The organism is Alloalcanivorax sp. C16-2, assembly GCF_046507615.1.
In the GTDB taxonomy this organism is placed as follows: domain Bacteria; phylum Pseudomonadota; class Gammaproteobacteria; order Pseudomonadales; family Alcanivoracaceae; genus Alloalcanivorax; species Alloalcanivorax marinus_A.
In genome coordinates this window covers 411,075-425,631 of record NZ_JBKFTL010000002.1, presented here as the reverse complement: position 1 = coordinate 425,631, position 14,557 = coordinate 411,075, and the positions used below count along the sequence as shown (strand labels likewise).

The following is a 14,557-nucleotide window of genomic DNA, read 5'->3' as shown; positions in this document are numbered from 1 at the left end:
GCACCCAGGCCCGCTTTTCCTCAGTAGCTTACTTCCACGGACGCCATGTAGTTGCGCGGGTCGCCGTAGTAGTTGTTCACCCCGCTGCCCACTTTCTTGTAGTACTCCTTGTCGAGGATGTTGTTGGCGTTGAGCCGCAGGCGCAGGCCGTTGCCGAAGTCGTAGCTGGCCATCAGGTCGTAGACGGCGTAGCCGGCCTGGCGGTATTTCACGTCGCCGGAGCCGGTGGTGTAGATGTCGCTTTGCGCGCGCACGCCGCCGCCCACGGTGAGGCCCTGGGGGCGCTTGTTCAGGTTGTAGCTGGTGAACAGCCGGAACAGGTGGCGCGGGTCGGCGGTGCGGATCGGGTCGCCGATGTTGTCCGGGTCGTCGTCTTCCACGTATTCGGTGCGGTTGTTGGTGTAACCGGCCAGCAGTTGCCAGCCGGGCAGCACTTCGCCGGCGAGTTCCAGTTCCCAGCCTTCGCTTTGCGTTTCACCGTCGGCGACGCGGCAGTGGCCGTTGGTGTAGTAGGGGGTGCAGGGGTCGGGGCTGCTGGCGTCCTCGACGGCGGCACCTTCGTTGTTGATGCGGAAGGCGGCCAGGGTGACGTTGAGGCGGCCGTCGCGGAATTCCCCTTTGAGGCCGGCTTCGTAGTCCTTGCCGACGATGGGGTCGAGCAGGCTGCCGCTGGCGCTGTATTCATCCTGGGGCTGGAAAATGTCGGTGTAGCTGGCGTAGACGCTGTAGGTGTCGTTGAGGTCGTAGACCAGCCCGAAATAGGGGGTCAGTTCCTTGTCCACGTCGTAGTCGCTGTCCGGGTCGCTGGGCACTTCGAACTCCCACCAGGTGGCGCGGGCGCCGGCGATCACGGTGAGCGGGTCGGTTACCGAGAAGCGGGCGGTACCGTAGACGCCGTGCTGGCGGGTGTAGGTCACGCGGCCGGAGGTGGTGATGTTGGCGTAGGGTTCCGGAATGTCGTGGTAGGGGTCCCAGTCGCGGATGTCCACGTTGGTGAGCACGTTGGGGGTCCAGACGCCGGACGTGCCCCGGGTGCGCACGCGCTGGTGGTCGGCGCCGATCACCAGTTCATGCTCGCGGCCGAACAGGCGGAACGGGCCGTCGGCGGTGACCGAGTAGAAGCGCTGGTCGCTGGCGTCACCATCATAGATGGAGGTGGAGACGTTCATCAGATAGGGGTTGGTGGCGCTGGCGGGCTCGAAGTAGGTTTGCTTGAAGCCCTCGTCCTCCATGCGGAAGCGTGTCTTGGTGGCGGAGGCTTCCAGGTGCCAGCCGTTCTCGAAGTAATGGTCCAGCTCCAGGAACAGTTGCTCGTTGAAGCGGTTCCACTGGTTCCAGTCGGCGCCCAGATAGGTGTCCCGGGGCAGGTCGAGCTGGCTGCCGTCGAAGTCCGCGGGCAGGCCGCCCCAGGAGCCGGTGGCGTCCAGGTGGGTGTACTGGTAGCCGGAGGCCAGGGTAGTGCGGTCGGTGAGGTCCATTTCCAGCACGCCGTAGAACACCTTGCGGTCTTCCTGGCGGGCGTCCTGGAAGAATTCCCGATCATCGGAGACCGCCACCAGCCGGCCACGCAGCCGGCCGGAGGGGATCAGGGCCCCGGAGATGTCGCCTTCGATGCGCTGGCGTTCCCAGGAGCCGTAGGTGGCCTTGGCGGAGGCCTGGAACGCCTCGGTGGGTTTCTTGCGGACCATGTTCACGGTGGCGGAGGGGTTGCCGGTGCCCTTGAGCAGGCCGGCGGAGCCGCGCAGGATTTCCACCCGGTCCAGGGTGGCCATGTCCGGCTGGATGAAGATGGAGCCGCCCTGGTCGACGCGGCCGCCGTCGATCTGCAGGGATTCGATCCGGTAGCCTCGGGAGTAATAGTTGACCCGTTCGCTGTCGGTGTAGTCCACGGTGACGCCGGGGGTGGCGCTGAGTACGTCGTGCATATCCAGCAGGGCGCGGTCGTCCAGGCTGCGGCGGGTGACCACGGTCACCGGTTGCGGCGTGCGGCGTACCGACTGGGTGCCCTTGAAAGTGCTGATGGCGTTGGCGGTATAGCCGCCGGAGCCTTCGGTCATCGGCGTCAGGGCCACGTCATGCACGTTCACCGGCGCCAGCACGTTGCCGCCGGCCTTGATCAGCGTGATGCTGTCGTCGGCTTCCACCCGGTAGCTCAGGTCGGTGCCCTGGAGCAGGGTGTCGAGGCCCTCGCGGACGGTGAACTCGCCGTTCAGGCCGGGGCTGCGCTTGCCGGCGGTGAGGCTGCTGTCGCCGCTGAGGTAAACGCCGGCCCGTTCGGTGAAGCGGTTCAGGGCCTCGGACAACGGGCCCGGGGGAATGTCCACGCGCACGCGGGCGGCTTGGGCCTGGGCGTGGGCGGGCGCGGACCACAGTGCCGGCAGGGTGGTGGCGGCGATCCCGGCCAGACCGGTGACGCTGAGTTGAATCGCCAGGGCCAGCGAGCCGGCCCGGCGAGGGATGAACAAAGTGGGTGTCGAGGGCATGTCGTGCCTTCCTCCGGTTTCAATGTCGGCGTTCTACCTCTCAACACGGATGAGCCGGAAAAAGGGGAAGAAAAAGTTTCGCGGTTACGCCGGAACCAGGGTTACCCACCAGGGCAGCAGTCGCCGGGCACGCACCGGCAGGGCGTTTTCCAGCATCGCCAGGGCCTGTTCCGGGCGTCCGGTGGGGTAGGTGCCCAGCGCGCGCAGCTGGGCCACCGACGGGTCCACGCCCAGGTGACCGTGGCGGTAGCGGGCCAGCTCCGCGACCAGTTCGCCCAGGGGCAGGTCGTTGGCGACGATCAGCCCCTGGGACCAGGCTTGCCGGGCCGGGTCGGCGGGGCCGGCGGAATGAATCGAATCGGTCTGGAAGGTGGTTTGCCGACCGGCATTGATGATCGCCTCCCGACCGTTGCCGGTGCGGATCGCCACGGCGCCCTCATAGACCGCCAGAAAGCTGTGATCCGCATGTCGGCGCACGGTGAAGCGGGTGCCCAGGGCACGCAGACGGCCGTGCCGGGTGTCCACCACGAACGGGCGCTGGCGCGGGTCCGGGGCGGTCTGGATAAGGACCTCGCCATCATGGAGGGTGAGCCGGCGCAGGGCTTCGCCGTAGGCCAGGTCCACGGCGCTGGCGCTGTTCAGCCAGAGGTGCCCGCCGTCGGGCAGGGCCAGGTCGCGGATTTCGCCGGTGGCGGTGCGCTGATCGGCGCTCAATTCGGCCATCAGGCGCCCGCCGGCCTCCGGCAGTGGTGTGCGGCTCCACACCAGCCAGGCGGCGAGACCGGCGGCGCCGCCGGTCAGCAGACGCCGTCGGGTGAGGCGTTCGCCACGGGTGTGCCGCAGAATACGCCCGGCACCGTCGCGCCCGGCGCCATCGCGGGCCTGTTGGAAGCGGGCGCTGATCTGTTCCACGTAGCGCCAGGCACGGCGGTGCTCCGGGTGGTCCTCGATCCACTCGCGCCAGCGGTCGTGCTGCTCCGGGCCGGTGTCTTCGTCGCCGAGGGTGGCGAACCATTCCGCGGCCTGTTCAAGGATGTGCGGCTCGGGAAGCGGGGGCGCGTGCTCGGGTTTGTTATCCACGGGCGTCCTGGAAGCGGGCGTTGATCTTCATGCATTCGAGCATGGCCTTGGCCATGTAGCTTTTCACGGTGCGTTCGGACACCTCCAGGCGGTGGGCGATGTCCTTGTAGGTAAGTCCGTCGATCTGGGAAAGCAGGAAGGCGCGGGCCACCTTGGCCGGCAGGCGGCGTAGCATTTCGTCGATTTCACAGAAGGTTTCGACGATCACCGCCTGGTCTTCCGGCGAGATGTCCACTTCCTCGGGGCGTGCGGCGAGTACCTCCAGCCAGGCCTGCTCCACCGCCCGGCGTCGCCACAGGTCGATGCACAGGCGCTCGGCCACGGTGCGCAGATAGCCACGGGCACCGTGGGTATTGTTCAGGCTACGGGGCCGCGCCAGCAGGCGCACGAAAGTGTCGTGGGCGAGATCGGCGGCCAGCGCCGGGCAGCCCACGCGCTGGCTGAGCCATTGGCGCAGCCAGCGGTGATGCTCGGTGTAGAGGGTCTCCACCGTTTGGTGGGGTTTTGCCACCCCGGACATGATTTCCGCCCCCAGGCATGAATTCGCGTGAAGGGCGGATTATGAATGAGAATGGTTTTTATTACAATTATGGGCGTTTGAGCTTCGCCTTGAGTCGCTTGTCCATGCGCCGGAAAAATGGCTGGGTGTACTTCACCGCCGGGCCGGGCACCGCGGCCAGCACCAGGCTGCCCACCGTGCCCAGGGGGCTGCCGACCCGCGCCGGCTGGTCGCGCAGGGCCTTGAGAATCCAGCCGGCGGCGTCTTCCACCTTCATCATGCGCATATGCTTGTAGATCGACGTGCGATCGGACATGGGCGTGCGCACCATGGGGAAGTACACCACGGTGGCATGGATGCCCTTGTGGCCCAACTCCGCGTTCAGCGAGCGGGAGTAGGATTCCAGTGCCGCCTTGCTGGCCAGATAGGCGGAGAACAGGGGGATCGGCACCTGGGCGGACAGGGTGGAGGCATTCACCACATGGCCGTGGCCCTGTTCCAGAAAACGCGGGATCAACCCCATGGTCATGCGCAGGGCGCCGAAGTAGTTGAGCTGCATGGTGCGTTCGTAGTCGTGGATGCGGTCCAGGGCCTCGACGATGGGGCGGCGGATGGAGTGGGCGGCGTTGTTGACCAGGGCGTCCACCCGGGGGTGCTCGGCGAGCAGGGCGTCCAGGGCGGTGTCGACGCTGTCCGGGTGGGTCAGGTCCGTGGGATAGATCCAGGCCCGTCCGCCTTCGGCGTGGATATCAGCCTGTACCCTGGCCAGTTCCTCCTCGCGGCGGGCCAGCAGGCACAACCGCGCGCCCCGGCGCGCCAGTTGTCTCGCGGCTTCCTCGCCGATCCCGCTGGAAGCGCCGGTGAGCACGATGGTCTTGCCTTTGAAGCTCATGGAGGGTCTCCGCTGTGGGCATCCAAACACGCATGGTGACCGGCGCGGCGGGGAAAGAAAATGACCCGGTTCGCGATAGCTTTTGCTTTACTGTTGTTATGTTATAACATATTTATCCCCAAACGATTTCCCGGGAGACCTCCCATGACCGACCACCGCTTGCCGGTGACCGTGCTGTCCGGCTTTCTTGGCGCCGGCAAGACCACGGTGCTTAACCACATTCTCAATAATCGTGATGGCCGCCGGGTGGCGGTGATCGTCAACGACATGAGCGAAATCAACATCGACGCCAGCCTGGTGAACCAGCAGGTGAGCCTGAATCGCGCCGAGGAAAAACTGGTGGAGATGAGCAACGGCTGCATCTGCTGCACCCTGCGCGAGGATTTGCTGCTGGAGGTGCGGCGGCTGGCCGCCGAAGGCCGGTTCGATTACCTGGTGATCGAGTCCACCGGTATTTCCGAGCCGTTGCCGGTGGCCGAAACCTTCACCTTCGAGGATGAAAACGGCGAAAGCCTGTCGGCGGTGGCGCGGCTGGATACCCTGGTGACCGTGGTGGACGGCGCCAACTTCGCCAACGATTACCGGCGCGCGGCGGAGTTGCGTGACACCGGCGAGAGCCTGGGCGAGGACGACGAACGCAACGTGGCCGATCTGCTGGTGGATCAGATCGAGTTCTGCGACGTGCTGCTGGTGAGCAAGACCGATCTGATTGACGAAGCCGCGCGGCGGTCGGTCATCGGCACGTTGCGAGCGCTCAACCCGGAAGCGGAGATCATTCCCATCCGCCAGGGCGCGGTGCCCCTGGACAAGGTGCTCGACACCGGGCGCTTCGATTTCGAGCGCGCCAGCCTGGCGCCGGGCTGGCTCAAGGAAATGCGCGGTGAGCATACGCCGGAAACCGAGGAATACGGTATTTCCAGCTTCACCTACACGGCGCGCCGGCCGTTTCACCCGAAACGTTTTTATGACTTCCTGCACCGCCAGTGGGACAACGGCAAGCTGCTGCGCTCGAAAGGCTATTTCTGGCTCGCCACGCGACCGAGACTGGCCGGCACCTGGAGCCAGGCCGGCGGTATCGCCCACCATGGGGTGGCCGGCTTCTTCTGGAAGGCGGTGCCCGAGGCGCGCTGGCCGGAGGACGCCGAGACCCGGGCCTTCATCCTTGAGAAGTGGGAGGAGCCGTTCGGCGACATGCGCCAGGAACTGGTGTTCATCGGCCAGGACATGGACCCGGCTCTTGCACGCGCGGCTCTGGACGCCTGTCTGTTGGACGAGAAGGAGATGCTGGCCGGGGTGGAGTACTGGCGCACCCTGGAGGACCCGTTCCCTGACTGGGGGTTGGCCGAGGCGGTATGAACGGCCTGTTCAAGCGCTCCGGATGACCGGATAATGTAACACTCCGCCCGGTGTCGGGCGGAGTGCACCGGGTCGGGAGAGAACATGCCGTACACGCAGGAAGAACAACTGGATATCGCCCAACGGCGCTGCCACGAGCAGGGCCTGCGGCTGACGCCCCAGCGCCGTCAGGTGATGTCGCTGCTGCTTGGCCACCAGGGCCCGGTGAGCGCCTATGACCTGCTCGACGAGCTGCAGCGCGAGCACCAGCCGGGCGCCAAGCCGCCCACCATTTACCGGGCTCTGGATTTCCTGGTGTCCGCCGGCCTGGCGCACCGCCTGGCCTCCACCAATCGCTACCTGGCCTGCGATCACCTGGCCTGCGATCATGGCCACGACGCCGGCACGCTGTTTCTGGTGTGCGATGAATGCGGCACCGTGCGCGAGGCGCCCATGGACGCGGCGCTGCGCCGGCAGCTTAACCGCAGCCTGGGGCAGGAAGGTTTTCGCGCCGGCCCGCAACCGGTGGAGATACACGGCCGCTGCCGGGACTGCGCCTGATCCAGCCTCTAAAACAACCCCTTTTCGCGCGCCGCGTGGCGCACCAGCTCCCCGGTGATGCCCACCGGTCGCCCGAATGAACGGTCATAATGGGCCTGGTTCAGGGCGTGGCATTCCTTGCTGATCTGGTCATACAGCTCCCGGGGCGCCAGGCCTTGGGCCTCGGCCAGTGGTCGCAGCCCGAATACGGCGTAATCAAGCCGCTGGCGGCCGGCCGCCTTGAGCAGTTCCGGAACCCAGCCCTCCGGCGAGAGCTGGGTCTGGTAGCGCAGATTCTGATAGTCCAGCTGGGCGGCCAGGGCGGTCGCGTCCACCACCTCGAAGTAGTTGCGTACCACCAGGGTGAGCAGTTCGTCGAGACGCTGCCAGACCAGCCGTTTCTGTTCCTCGGAGTAGGCGTTCCAGTCCACCACTTCATGGCTGAAGCGGCGGCAGCCGCGACAGACCGTGTCGCCGAAGACGGTGGAACAGACGCCAATGCAGGGGGTGCCGATGCGGGTTTTGCTCATGGGCCGGATTGTAACGGGGAAGCGGGGAGGGGGTCGACGGTATCGTGCATCGGGCCGGCCACGGTAAAATGGAATCGTTGCCATCCAACGGATCGATCATGACCCAGTCTTCCGCCCGATTGTGGCGCGACCCGCGCCTGCCGTTCGTTGAGAGCCGGCGCGCCACGGACAGCCACGCCTGTTACCGCCCGCACAGCCACTCCACCTGGTCCATCGGTGTGGTCGATCGCGGTCGCAGTGATTTCAGCTGCCCTGGCGCTGGCCGCGTTCTGGAGCCGGGCACCTTGATCAGCATTCCAGCCTGGCTGCCGCACGCCTGTAACCCCTTGCCGGGGCGCACTTGGGGCTACCAGATGCTGTATGTGGACGTGGCCTGGATGCGGCGTTGGGCGGGCACGTTGCCCACCGGGGTCGAGGTGCGCCGGGACCGGTCCGCCTATGAGCGTTTCCAGCACCTCAATGATTGCCTGTTTTCACGTCGTGGCGCCGATGCCAAGGCCGCGGCGCTGGCGGCGTTTCTGAGCCGGAACGATTGGCGTGGCGAGCCCCTGGCGGGCCCGCCGCCGGCGGCGCCGGAGCTGGAACCGGTACGCCGCTGGTTGGCGGCGCCCCTCGCCGAGACGCCTTCGCTGCCGGCGCTGGCGGCGCGGCTGGGGTTGAGCCGTTATCAACTGAATCGCCGTTTCCAGGGCGCCACCGGCATGACCCCCCACGCCTACCGGCTGGACCGGCGCATCGACCGGGCAAGGCGCCTGCTTCGCGAGGGCGCGGCGCTTACCGAGGTGGCCCATGATCTCGGCTTCGCCGACCAGAGCCATTTTCAGCGTGCTTTCAAGGAGCGCGTGGCGATGACGCCGGGCGCCTATCAGCGGCCGCGCTGAGCGCACTTTTCTTCAATCCCGCCGTGCCGCTTTTCTCTAAGGTGCCCTCTCCGTGCACGGAGAGGCCCATGCTGGATTCGTTCATTCCCGTCGCCGGTGCCCATTTTCTTGCCCTGTTGAGCCCCGGCCCCGATTTCATTCTGATCGCGCGCAGCGCCCTGGTGTCCGGGTGGCGGGCGTCGGTGGCGGTTTGCCTGGGCGTGGCTTTGGGCAACGGCATCTTCATCGCCTTGGCGGTAAGCGGCTTCGCGCTGCTGGATTCCGGCGGGCTGCTGTTCCGGGTGGTGCAGTGGGCGGGGGCCGGCTATTTGCTCTACCTGGGCATGCGTTTCTGGCAGGCGGCCTCGGCGGCACGTGGTGGCATGATCGGGGTGGGCGGCGCCATCACAGACCCCCGGGCGGGGCTCCTGGCCGGGCTGGCCTCGGCGCTGCTCAACCCCAAGAACGGGCTGTTCTACATGAGCCTGTTTTCGGTGCTGGCCGCCCGGGGCACGCCCACCGCCGTGCAGGCGCTTTACGGGCTGTGGATGTTTCTGGTGGTGTTGTGTTGGGATCTGCTGGTGGCGCGGCTGCTGATCGTCCGGGGCCGGGCGCCGGCGGGGGCGCTGCGCCACGGGCCCTGGGTGGAGCGCGTCGCCGCCGTGTTGATGGTGGCTCTGGCGGTGGGGGTGCTGCTGGCGTGAATCGCGACTGAAGTCGTTCCTACGACGCGCGCCACCGAAGCCTTCCGCTGTAGGAGCGACCGGGCGGCGTTCCGCTTCAGTCGCGATCCGTCGCGATCAGAAACGCTCCGGGTCGATATCCCGTTCGGTGAGGCGCCGCTTGTTCTGCAACAGGGTCTTCCAGTCCTGCACGTATTCCGGCAGCGGCGGGGACACCAGATTCAGGCCGGTCATTTCCTGGAATGCCTGCGGGCTGATGGTCTTGCCGCCGTACATGTGCGCCAGCCGGTGCAGGGCGTGGGTATGCAGCTTGCGCTGTGATTCGAAGCGCTGGTCGTAGTAGCTGTATTTGTCGTCCCAGCCGAGCATGCGGGTGTGCACCTGGAAGCGCTGGTAGGGGCGCAGTTCGCGGATGTAGGCGATTTCGGTGTTGGCCACCACGGTGCTGGTGCGTGCCTCGACGGCGCGGTTCAGCAGGCCGGTGACCACGGCGTGTTCCAGCCGGCAGCGGTCCATGATCTTGACGTATTTGCCGGTATTGAGTTGCAGGTTCAGGTCGATGTCGAGCAGCCCGACGCGGAATTCCATCCGCACCGTGTCGAACAGGTCGTGGGTCGGCGTTCTCTTGCGGCGCCGTGCCGCGCTGATCAGTTCCAGCATGGATGCTCGTTCCTTCCCCGGTGGCGCCGCCGGTCCGGCGCGGTACAGACTTCAGGATACAGGATACAGCGCGGGCGGCCACACCGCGCGGCGGCGCTCGCTTTCGCCGCGGCCAACCGCCGGGCTATCGCGGCTGAAGCCGCTCCTACAGCGTTCGAGAATTACCGGACGGTTCCCCGATGGGGGCTCAGGCCGCGCGGGCCAGATGAATGCTGAACAGCTCCTCGTCGTCCACCCAGCTCGACAACGGCGCGAAACCGGCCTCCACCAGCTCCCGGGAAAACCCCTCCACGGTGAACTTGTAGGAGCTTTCGGTGTGGATGCGGGTGCCCGTCGGCAGCGCGATCCGTCGCCCGGCCACGCTGACGGTCTGGTCGCGGAGACATTCCAGGTGCATTTCAATGCGTTGCGCGGTCTCGTTATAGAAAGCCAGGTGCTCGAAGGCGTCCGGCTCGAAGCCGCAGTCCAGCCGCCGGTTGAGGTGGTGCAGGGCGTTGCGGTTAAAGGCGGCGGTGTGGCCCTCGGCGTCGTTGTAGGCGGCGTTGAGGCGGCCCGGGTCCTTTTGCAGGTCGGCGCCGATCAGCAGGAAACCGTCGTCACCGGCAAGGCGCCGCAGGCCGGCCAGGAAGTCCGCCCGCGCGACCGGTTCGAAGTTGCCGATGGTGGAACCCGGGAAAAACACCAGCCGTGGCCGGCCCTGGTCGTCGGCGGGGAAGCTGAGCGCCTGGGAATAGTCCGCGCACACGGCGGTAAAGTGCACCGAGGGGTGGCGCGGCGCCAGTGCGCGGGTGGCGTCGAGCAGGCATTCCCGGGAGATCTCCAGGGGCATATAGCCGCTCGGCCGCCAGCGGTCCAGCAGCAGGCGCGCCTTGTCGCAGCCGCCGGCGCCGGGCTCGGCGATCACCAGCTCGCCGGGCAGTTGCGCGGCCATGGCATCGGCGTGCTCGGTCAGCAGGGCCGCCTCGGTGCGCGTCGGGTAGTACTCCGGGGTGCGGGTGATGGCGTCGAACAGGGCGGAGCCGCGCTGATCGTAGAAGTACTTCGGGTCCAGGCTTGGCGAGGGGGCGGACAACGAGGCCGCCACCTCCCGGGCGGCGTCGGTCACCGGTGGCCGCAGGTCCAGGAAGGTCAGATTAGGCAATAGCTGTTGGGGATGGGCCACGGGGCGCCTCCATGCTTTGGGCCAGACGAACGCCGCTGAACTGCCAGCGCAGGTGGGGCTGGAAGAAATTGCGGTAACTGGCGCGCAGATGGTCGCGGCTGCTGGCGCAGGAGCCGCCGCGCAGTACCATCTGGTTGCTCATGAACTTGCCGTTGTATTCCCCCACGGCGCCTTCTTCCGGGGCGAAACCCGGGTAGGGCAGGTAGGCGCTGGCGGTCCATTCCCAGACGTCGCCGAACATCTGCAGCAGGGTGCCCGGCGCGTCGGCGCGGGCCACGGAGGGGTGAAACCGGCGGTTGTCCACGAAGCCGCCGGAAGCTACCGGCAGGCCGTTGGCGGCATGTTCCCATTCCGCTTCGGTGGGCAACCGCTTGCCGCACCAGCGGGCGAAAGCGTCCGCCTCGTAATGGTTGAGGTGGGCGACCGGCTCGTTGAGCCGGATCGGGCGCCGCCCGGCCAGGGTGTAGTATTGCGGGGCGCCATCGTCCAGAAACCAGTACAAAGGCGCCTTGGCGCCGGCCTGGCGCACCCAGTCCCAGCCGTCGGAGAGCCACAGCTCCGGGCGGCGGTAGCCGCCGTCCTCGATGAACGCCAGGTACTCCGCGCAGGTGCTGGGCCGGTTGGCCAGGGCGAAGGGTTCCAGCCACTGGCGGTGGCGTGGGGTCTCGTTGTCGAAGTGAAAGCCGTCGCCGGGCCGGGCGCCGATTTCCACCAGGCCGCCCGGGTGGTTGATCCAGGCGAACTCCGCTGCCCGGGCGTCCGCATCCTCCCGATCCTGGTAGACCGGCCACAGCGGGTTGTAGGAAAAGCTGTGTTTGATGTCGGTGAGCAGCAGTTCCTGATGTTGCTGTTCGTGCTCGATGCCCAGGGCCACCAGCGCCAGTAGAGCCGGGTTGTCATCACGGGCCAGAAGGTCCTGCATGGCGTCGTCCACCCGGGCCCGCCAGCGGTACACGGTGGCGGTGTCCGGGCGCGATAGCAGGTGCCGGCGCGGGCGCGGGTATTGGGCGCCGATGCCGTTGTAGTAACTGTTGAAGAGGTATTCGAAACGCTCGTCGAAGGGGTGGTAATCCGGGCAGTGGGGTTTGAGGATGAAGGTCTCGAAGAACCAGGTGGTATGCGCCAGATGCCAGCGTGGCGGGCTTACCTCCGGGCAAGCCTGCAGGCCCATGTCCTCGACGCTCAAGGGTTGGCACAGGGTTTCACTGAAACGCCGGGTGTTGGCCAGCCGGTCGGCGAGGCCGGGGTGGTTTGGCGGGCTGTCAGGCTGGCTCATGGGCAATCCCCTTGCTGGTGCCGGATGGTATCCAGAATGCGCACACCGTTGAGCGGAAGCAACAATGTCGGCACACCGGCGCTTCGTTATAGTGTGCTTTTAACAACCTTTGATCGCGGCTGAAGCGAAACGCCGCCGGGCCATAAAACAAGGAGTCAGTATGAACATTGAAGGTAAAGTCGCCGTGATCACCGGGGCCGCCTCCGGCCTGGGCCGGGCCACCGCCGAGGCGCTGATCGCCAAGGGCGGTAAGGTGATGATCCTGGACCGGGACGAGGAAAAGGGCGCCCAGGCCGCCGCCGAGTTGGGCGAGGCTGCCGGTTTCGTGGCCACCGACGTCACCGACGAAGCCTCGGTGAAGGCCGCCATCGACGCCACTCGGGACAGGTTCGGTGCCATCCACCTGTGCGTGAATTGCGCCGGCGTGGGGTCCGCCATGAAGACCGTGGGCCGGGACAACCAGCCCCATGATCTGGGCGTGTTCAACATGGTGGTGCAAATCAACCTGATCGGCACCTTCAACGTGGCGCGGCTGGCGGCGGCGGTGATGGCCGAGAACGAACCCGGCGAGGACAATGAGCGCGGCGTGATCGTCAACACCGCCTCGGTGGCCGCCTTCGACGGTCAGGTGGGTCAGGTGGCCTACGCCGCCACCAAGGGCGGCGTGGTGGGCATGACCCTGCCCATGGCCCGGGACCTGGCCAAGCTGGGCATCCGGGTGAACACCATCGCCCCGGGCATTTTCAACACCCCGCTGATGAACGCCGCCCCGGACAAGGTGAAAATGCCGCTGATCGAGATGACCCAGTTCCCGAAACGGCTCGGTGAACCGCCGGAGTACGCCGCCCTGGTGTGCCATATGGCGGAGAACACCTTCCTCAACGGCGAGACCATCCGCCTGGACGGCGGCATCCGCATGCAGCCCCGCTAAGCGGCCGGTGCATCGCGGTGGAACCACCGCGATTCCGCTTCTCGATCATTCCAAAACGTAGCAGGGCTGGTAATGGCTGCCCGGCAGCTTCATGCGGCTCTGCGCCACGAACGATTGCAGCAGGATGTCCAGCTGGGCCATCAGGCCCGGCTCCGCGGTGAGCCGGTAGGGGCCGTGTTCCTCGATGGCCTGGATGCCGGCTTCCTTGACGTTGCCGGCGACGATGCCGGAGAAGGCGCGGCGCAGGTTGGCGGCCAGATCGAACACCGGCAGGTCCTTGCGTAGGGCCAGCGCCGTCATGGCGGCGTGGGTGGGCTGAAACGGCTTCTGGAATTCCAGTGGTACCGTCAGGCGCCAGTTGTAGTAGAAGGCGTCGTCCTGCTTGCGGCGGAAGGCGGTCAGGTCGTCGACGCCCTCGCGCACCGCCAGCGCCACCGCCTCCGGGTCGTCGACGATGATCCGGTAGCGTTTGGCGGCGTCGTCGCCCAGGGCGTAGCGGATGAAGGTGTCGATCTGGCGGAAGTACTCGGCGCTTTCCGCCGGGCCGGTGAAGACCACCGGCAGCGGGATGTCCCGGTTGCTCGGGTGCAGCAGCACGCCCAGCAAATAAAGAATCTCCTCGGTGGTGCCGACGCCGCCGGGGAACACGATGATGCTATGAGCCATGCGCAGGAACGCCTCCAGCCGTTTCTCGATGTCCGGCATGATCACCAGTTCGTTGACGATCGGGTTGGGGGCTTCGGCGGCGATGATGCCCGGCTCGGAGATGCCCAGGTAGCGGCCCTGGCGGTTGCGCTGCTTGGCGTGCGCCACATGGGCGCCTTTCATCGGGCCCTTCATGGCGCCCGGGCCGCAGCCGGTGCAGATGTCCAGGCCGCGCAGGCCGAGCTGGTAGCCCACGCTCTTGGAGTAATCGTATTCCTCGCGGGAGATGGAGTGGCCGCCCCAGCACACCACCAGGTTGGGCAGCACGCCGGCATGCAGCACACCGGCGTTGCGCAGGATGTGGAACACCGCGTTGGAGATGCCGTCGGTGTCCTCCAGATCGAAGCGGCCACCATGCTCGATTTCGTTGGCCACGTAGACGATATCGCGCAGTACCGCCGAAAGGTGCTCGCGAATACCACGAATCATGCGGCCGTCCACGAAAGCACCGGCCGGCGCGTTGTCCAGCTTGAGCATCAGGCCCCTGTCCTCCTGAATCACCTGAATCTCGAAGTTTCGATAGGTTTCCAGCACCTGGCGGCTGTCGTCGGTGGGGGTGCCGGCGTTCAGCACCGCCAGGGCGCAGCGGCGCAGCAGGTCATGGAGCCCCTTGGTGGAGGTATCGCGCAGGCGCTCCACCTCTTGCTGGCTGAGAACTTCCAGGCTGCCTTCCGGGGCGACGATGGTGGATACGGTCGAAGTCATGGAATCCAGTGTGTGTTGAAAGTGAAAGGCGGGCAGTATAACCCCAGGGCCGTGACTCCCGTCTCGTTTGATGGAAATCAGTTTTTACAGGATTTCATGCCCGGAGACCGCCGGAGTCGCTGCCAAAACCCGCCAACTGGGTCACTATGGACCCATTGGCGTGGAGGCCCTGTCATGGGGGCGTCATTCCCGCCCCCTAGGCTGTGACGATCGCTG

14 protein-coding genes are annotated in these 14,557 nt (G+C 66.5%); 5 read left to right on the top strand and 9 right to left on the bottom strand.

Annotated elements, in window-relative coordinates; translation table 11 throughout:
* Positions 1 to 20: 20 nt before the first annotated feature.
* The 4 genes from ACLD02_RS12175 to ACLD02_RS12160 form a co-directional block, all read right to left on the bottom strand.
* Positions 21 to 2,483, bottom strand: coding sequence for a TonB-dependent siderophore receptor (locus ACLD02_RS12175; RefSeq protein ID WP_203105098.1), 2,463 nt, complete (start codon positions 2,481 to 2,483; stop codon positions 21 to 23).
* Positions 2,484 to 2,567: 84 nt separating this feature from the next.
* Positions 2,568 to 3,563, bottom strand: coding sequence for a FecR domain-containing protein (locus ACLD02_RS12170; protein WP_410298817.1), 996 nt, complete (start codon positions 3,561 to 3,563; stop codon positions 2,568 to 2,570).
* Positions 3,556 to 4,083: a sigma-70 family RNA polymerase sigma factor gene (locus ACLD02_RS12165; RefSeq protein WP_410298816.1), complete on the bottom strand. Its 528-nt coding sequence runs from the start codon at positions 4,081 to 4,083 to the stop codon at positions 3,556 to 3,558. Before ACLD02_RS12165 ends, ACLD02_RS12170 begins: the two co-directional genes overlap by 8 nt.
* Before the next feature lie 67 nt (positions 4,084 to 4,150).
* On the bottom strand, positions 4,151 to 4,954 hold the full coding sequence (locus tag ACLD02_RS12160; RefSeq protein ID WP_203105095.1) for an SDR family NAD(P)-dependent oxidoreductase: 804 nt from the start codon (positions 4,952 to 4,954) through the stop codon (positions 4,151 to 4,153).
* 144 nt (positions 4,955 to 5,098) lie between these two features.
* On the opposite strand from ACLD02_RS12160, the gene zigA reads away from it, so the two are divergent.
* On the top strand, positions 5,099 to 6,310 hold the full coding sequence (zigA, locus tag ACLD02_RS12155; RefSeq protein ID WP_410298815.1) for a zinc metallochaperone GTPase ZigA: 1,212 nt from the start codon (positions 5,099 to 5,101) through the stop codon (positions 6,308 to 6,310).
* Positions 6,311 to 6,394: 84 nt separating this feature from the next.
* Positions 6,395 to 6,850 (top strand): Fur family transcriptional regulator, encoded by a 456-nt coding sequence (locus ACLD02_RS12150; protein WP_410298814.1) that lies wholly within the window; start codon positions 6,395 to 6,397, stop codon positions 6,848 to 6,850.
* Between the two features lie 8 nt (positions 6,851 to 6,858).
* Here ACLD02_RS12150 and ACLD02_RS12145 read toward each other — a convergent pair whose 3' ends face one another.
* The gene (locus ACLD02_RS12145; RefSeq protein WP_410298813.1) at positions 6,859 to 7,359 is read right to left on the bottom strand and encodes a DUF1289 domain-containing protein; all 501 of its coding nucleotides are present in this window, start codon (positions 7,357 to 7,359) and stop codon (positions 6,859 to 6,861) included.
* Between the two features lie 98 nt (positions 7,360 to 7,457).
* On the opposite strand from ACLD02_RS12145, the gene ACLD02_RS12140 reads away from it, so the two are divergent.
* Entirely contained in the window at positions 7,458 to 8,240 is a 783-nt protein-coding gene (locus ACLD02_RS12140; protein ID WP_410298812.1) for an AraC family transcriptional regulator, read from the top strand.
* Between the two features lie 68 nt (positions 8,241 to 8,308).
* A complete protein-coding gene (locus ACLD02_RS12135) occupies positions 8,309 to 8,923 on the top strand; it encodes a LysE family translocator (protein ID WP_203105090.1) in 615 nt (204 codons plus the stop codon).
* Positions 8,924 to 9,019: 96 nt separating this feature from the next.
* On the opposite strand, the gene ACLD02_RS12130 is transcribed toward ACLD02_RS12135, so the two are convergent.
* The 3 genes from ACLD02_RS12130 to egtB all read right to left on the bottom strand — a co-directional run bounded on the left by ACLD02_RS12130 (position 9,020) and on the right by egtB (position 12,000).
* Positions 9,020 to 9,562 carry an acyl-CoA thioesterase gene (locus ACLD02_RS12130; RefSeq protein WP_203105089.1) on the bottom strand — a complete coding sequence of 181 codons (543 nt, stop codon included), beginning with the start codon at positions 9,560 to 9,562 and terminating at the stop codon, positions 9,020 to 9,022.
* Between the two features lie 187 nt (positions 9,563 to 9,749).
* Positions 9,750 to 10,724, bottom strand: a complete 975-nt coding sequence (egtD, locus tag ACLD02_RS12125) for an L-histidine N(alpha)-methyltransferase (protein WP_410298811.1) — start codon at positions 10,722 to 10,724, stop codon at positions 9,750 to 9,752.
* Positions 10,696 to 12,000 (bottom strand): ergothioneine biosynthesis protein EgtB, encoded by a 1,305-nt coding sequence (egtB, locus tag ACLD02_RS12120; RefSeq protein ID WP_410298810.1) that lies wholly within the window; start codon positions 11,998 to 12,000, stop codon positions 10,696 to 10,698. The genes egtD and egtB overlap by 29 nt, the downstream gene beginning before the upstream one ends.
* A gap of 160 nt (positions 12,001 to 12,160) precedes the next feature.
* On the opposite strand from egtB, the gene ACLD02_RS12115 reads away from it, so the two are divergent.
* Positions 12,161 to 12,931 carry a 3-hydroxyacyl-CoA dehydrogenase gene (locus ACLD02_RS12115; RefSeq protein WP_203105086.1) on the top strand — a complete coding sequence of 257 codons (771 nt, stop codon included), beginning with the start codon at positions 12,161 to 12,163 and terminating at the stop codon, positions 12,929 to 12,931.
* 45 nt (positions 12,932 to 12,976) lie between these two features.
* Here the strand turns inward: ACLD02_RS12115 and ppnN are convergent, their stop codons facing one another.
* Complete coding sequence (gene ppnN / locus ACLD02_RS12110; protein ID WP_203105085.1) at positions 12,977 to 14,341, bottom strand: nucleotide 5'-monophosphate nucleosidase PpnN; 1,365 nt, start codon at positions 14,339 to 14,341, stop codon at positions 12,977 to 12,979.
* Positions 14,342 to 14,557: the final 216 nt, after the last annotated feature.

Excerpts from the sequence above, each read along its gene's own strand:
- ACLD02_RS12175 (WP_203105098.1), bottom strand. The coding sequence starts at position 2,483 with ATGCCCTCGACACCCACTTTGTTCATCCCTCGCCGGGCCGGCTCGCTG.
- ACLD02_RS12165 (WP_410298816.1), bottom strand. The coding sequence starts at position 4,083 with ATGTCCGGGGTGGCAAAACCCCACCAAACGGTGGAGACCCTCTACACC.
- ACLD02_RS12160 (WP_203105095.1), bottom strand. The coding sequence starts at position 4,954 with ATGAGCTTCAAAGGCAAGACCATCGTGCTCACCGGCGCTTCCAGCGGG.
- zigA (WP_410298815.1), top strand. The coding sequence starts at position 5,099 with ATGACCGACCACCGCTTGCCGGTGACCGTGCTGTCCGGCTTTCTTGGC.
- ACLD02_RS12150 (WP_410298814.1), top strand. The coding sequence starts at position 6,395 with ATGCCGTACACGCAGGAAGAACAACTGGATATCGCCCAACGGCGCTGC.
- ACLD02_RS12145 (WP_410298813.1), bottom strand. The coding sequence starts at position 7,359 with ATGAGCAAAACCCGCATCGGCACCCCCTGCATTGGCGTCTGTTCCACC.
- ACLD02_RS12140 (WP_410298812.1), top strand. The coding sequence starts at position 7,458 with ATGACCCAGTCTTCCGCCCGATTGTGGCGCGACCCGCGCCTGCCGTTC.
- ACLD02_RS12135 (WP_203105090.1), top strand. The coding sequence starts at position 8,309 with ATGCTGGATTCGTTCATTCCCGTCGCCGGTGCCCATTTTCTTGCCCTG.
- ACLD02_RS12130 (WP_203105089.1), bottom strand. The coding sequence starts at position 9,562 with ATGCTGGAACTGATCAGCGCGGCACGGCGCCGCAAGAGAACGCCGACC.
- egtB (WP_410298810.1), bottom strand. The coding sequence starts at position 12,000 with ATGAGCCAGCCTGACAGCCCGCCAAACCACCCCGGCCTCGCCGACCGG.
- ACLD02_RS12115 (WP_203105086.1), top strand. The coding sequence starts at position 12,161 with ATGAACATTGAAGGTAAAGTCGCCGTGATCACCGGGGCCGCCTCCGGC.
- ppnN (WP_203105085.1), bottom strand. The coding sequence starts at position 14,341 with ATGACTTCGACCGTATCCACCATCGTCGCCCCGGAAGGCAGCCTGGAA.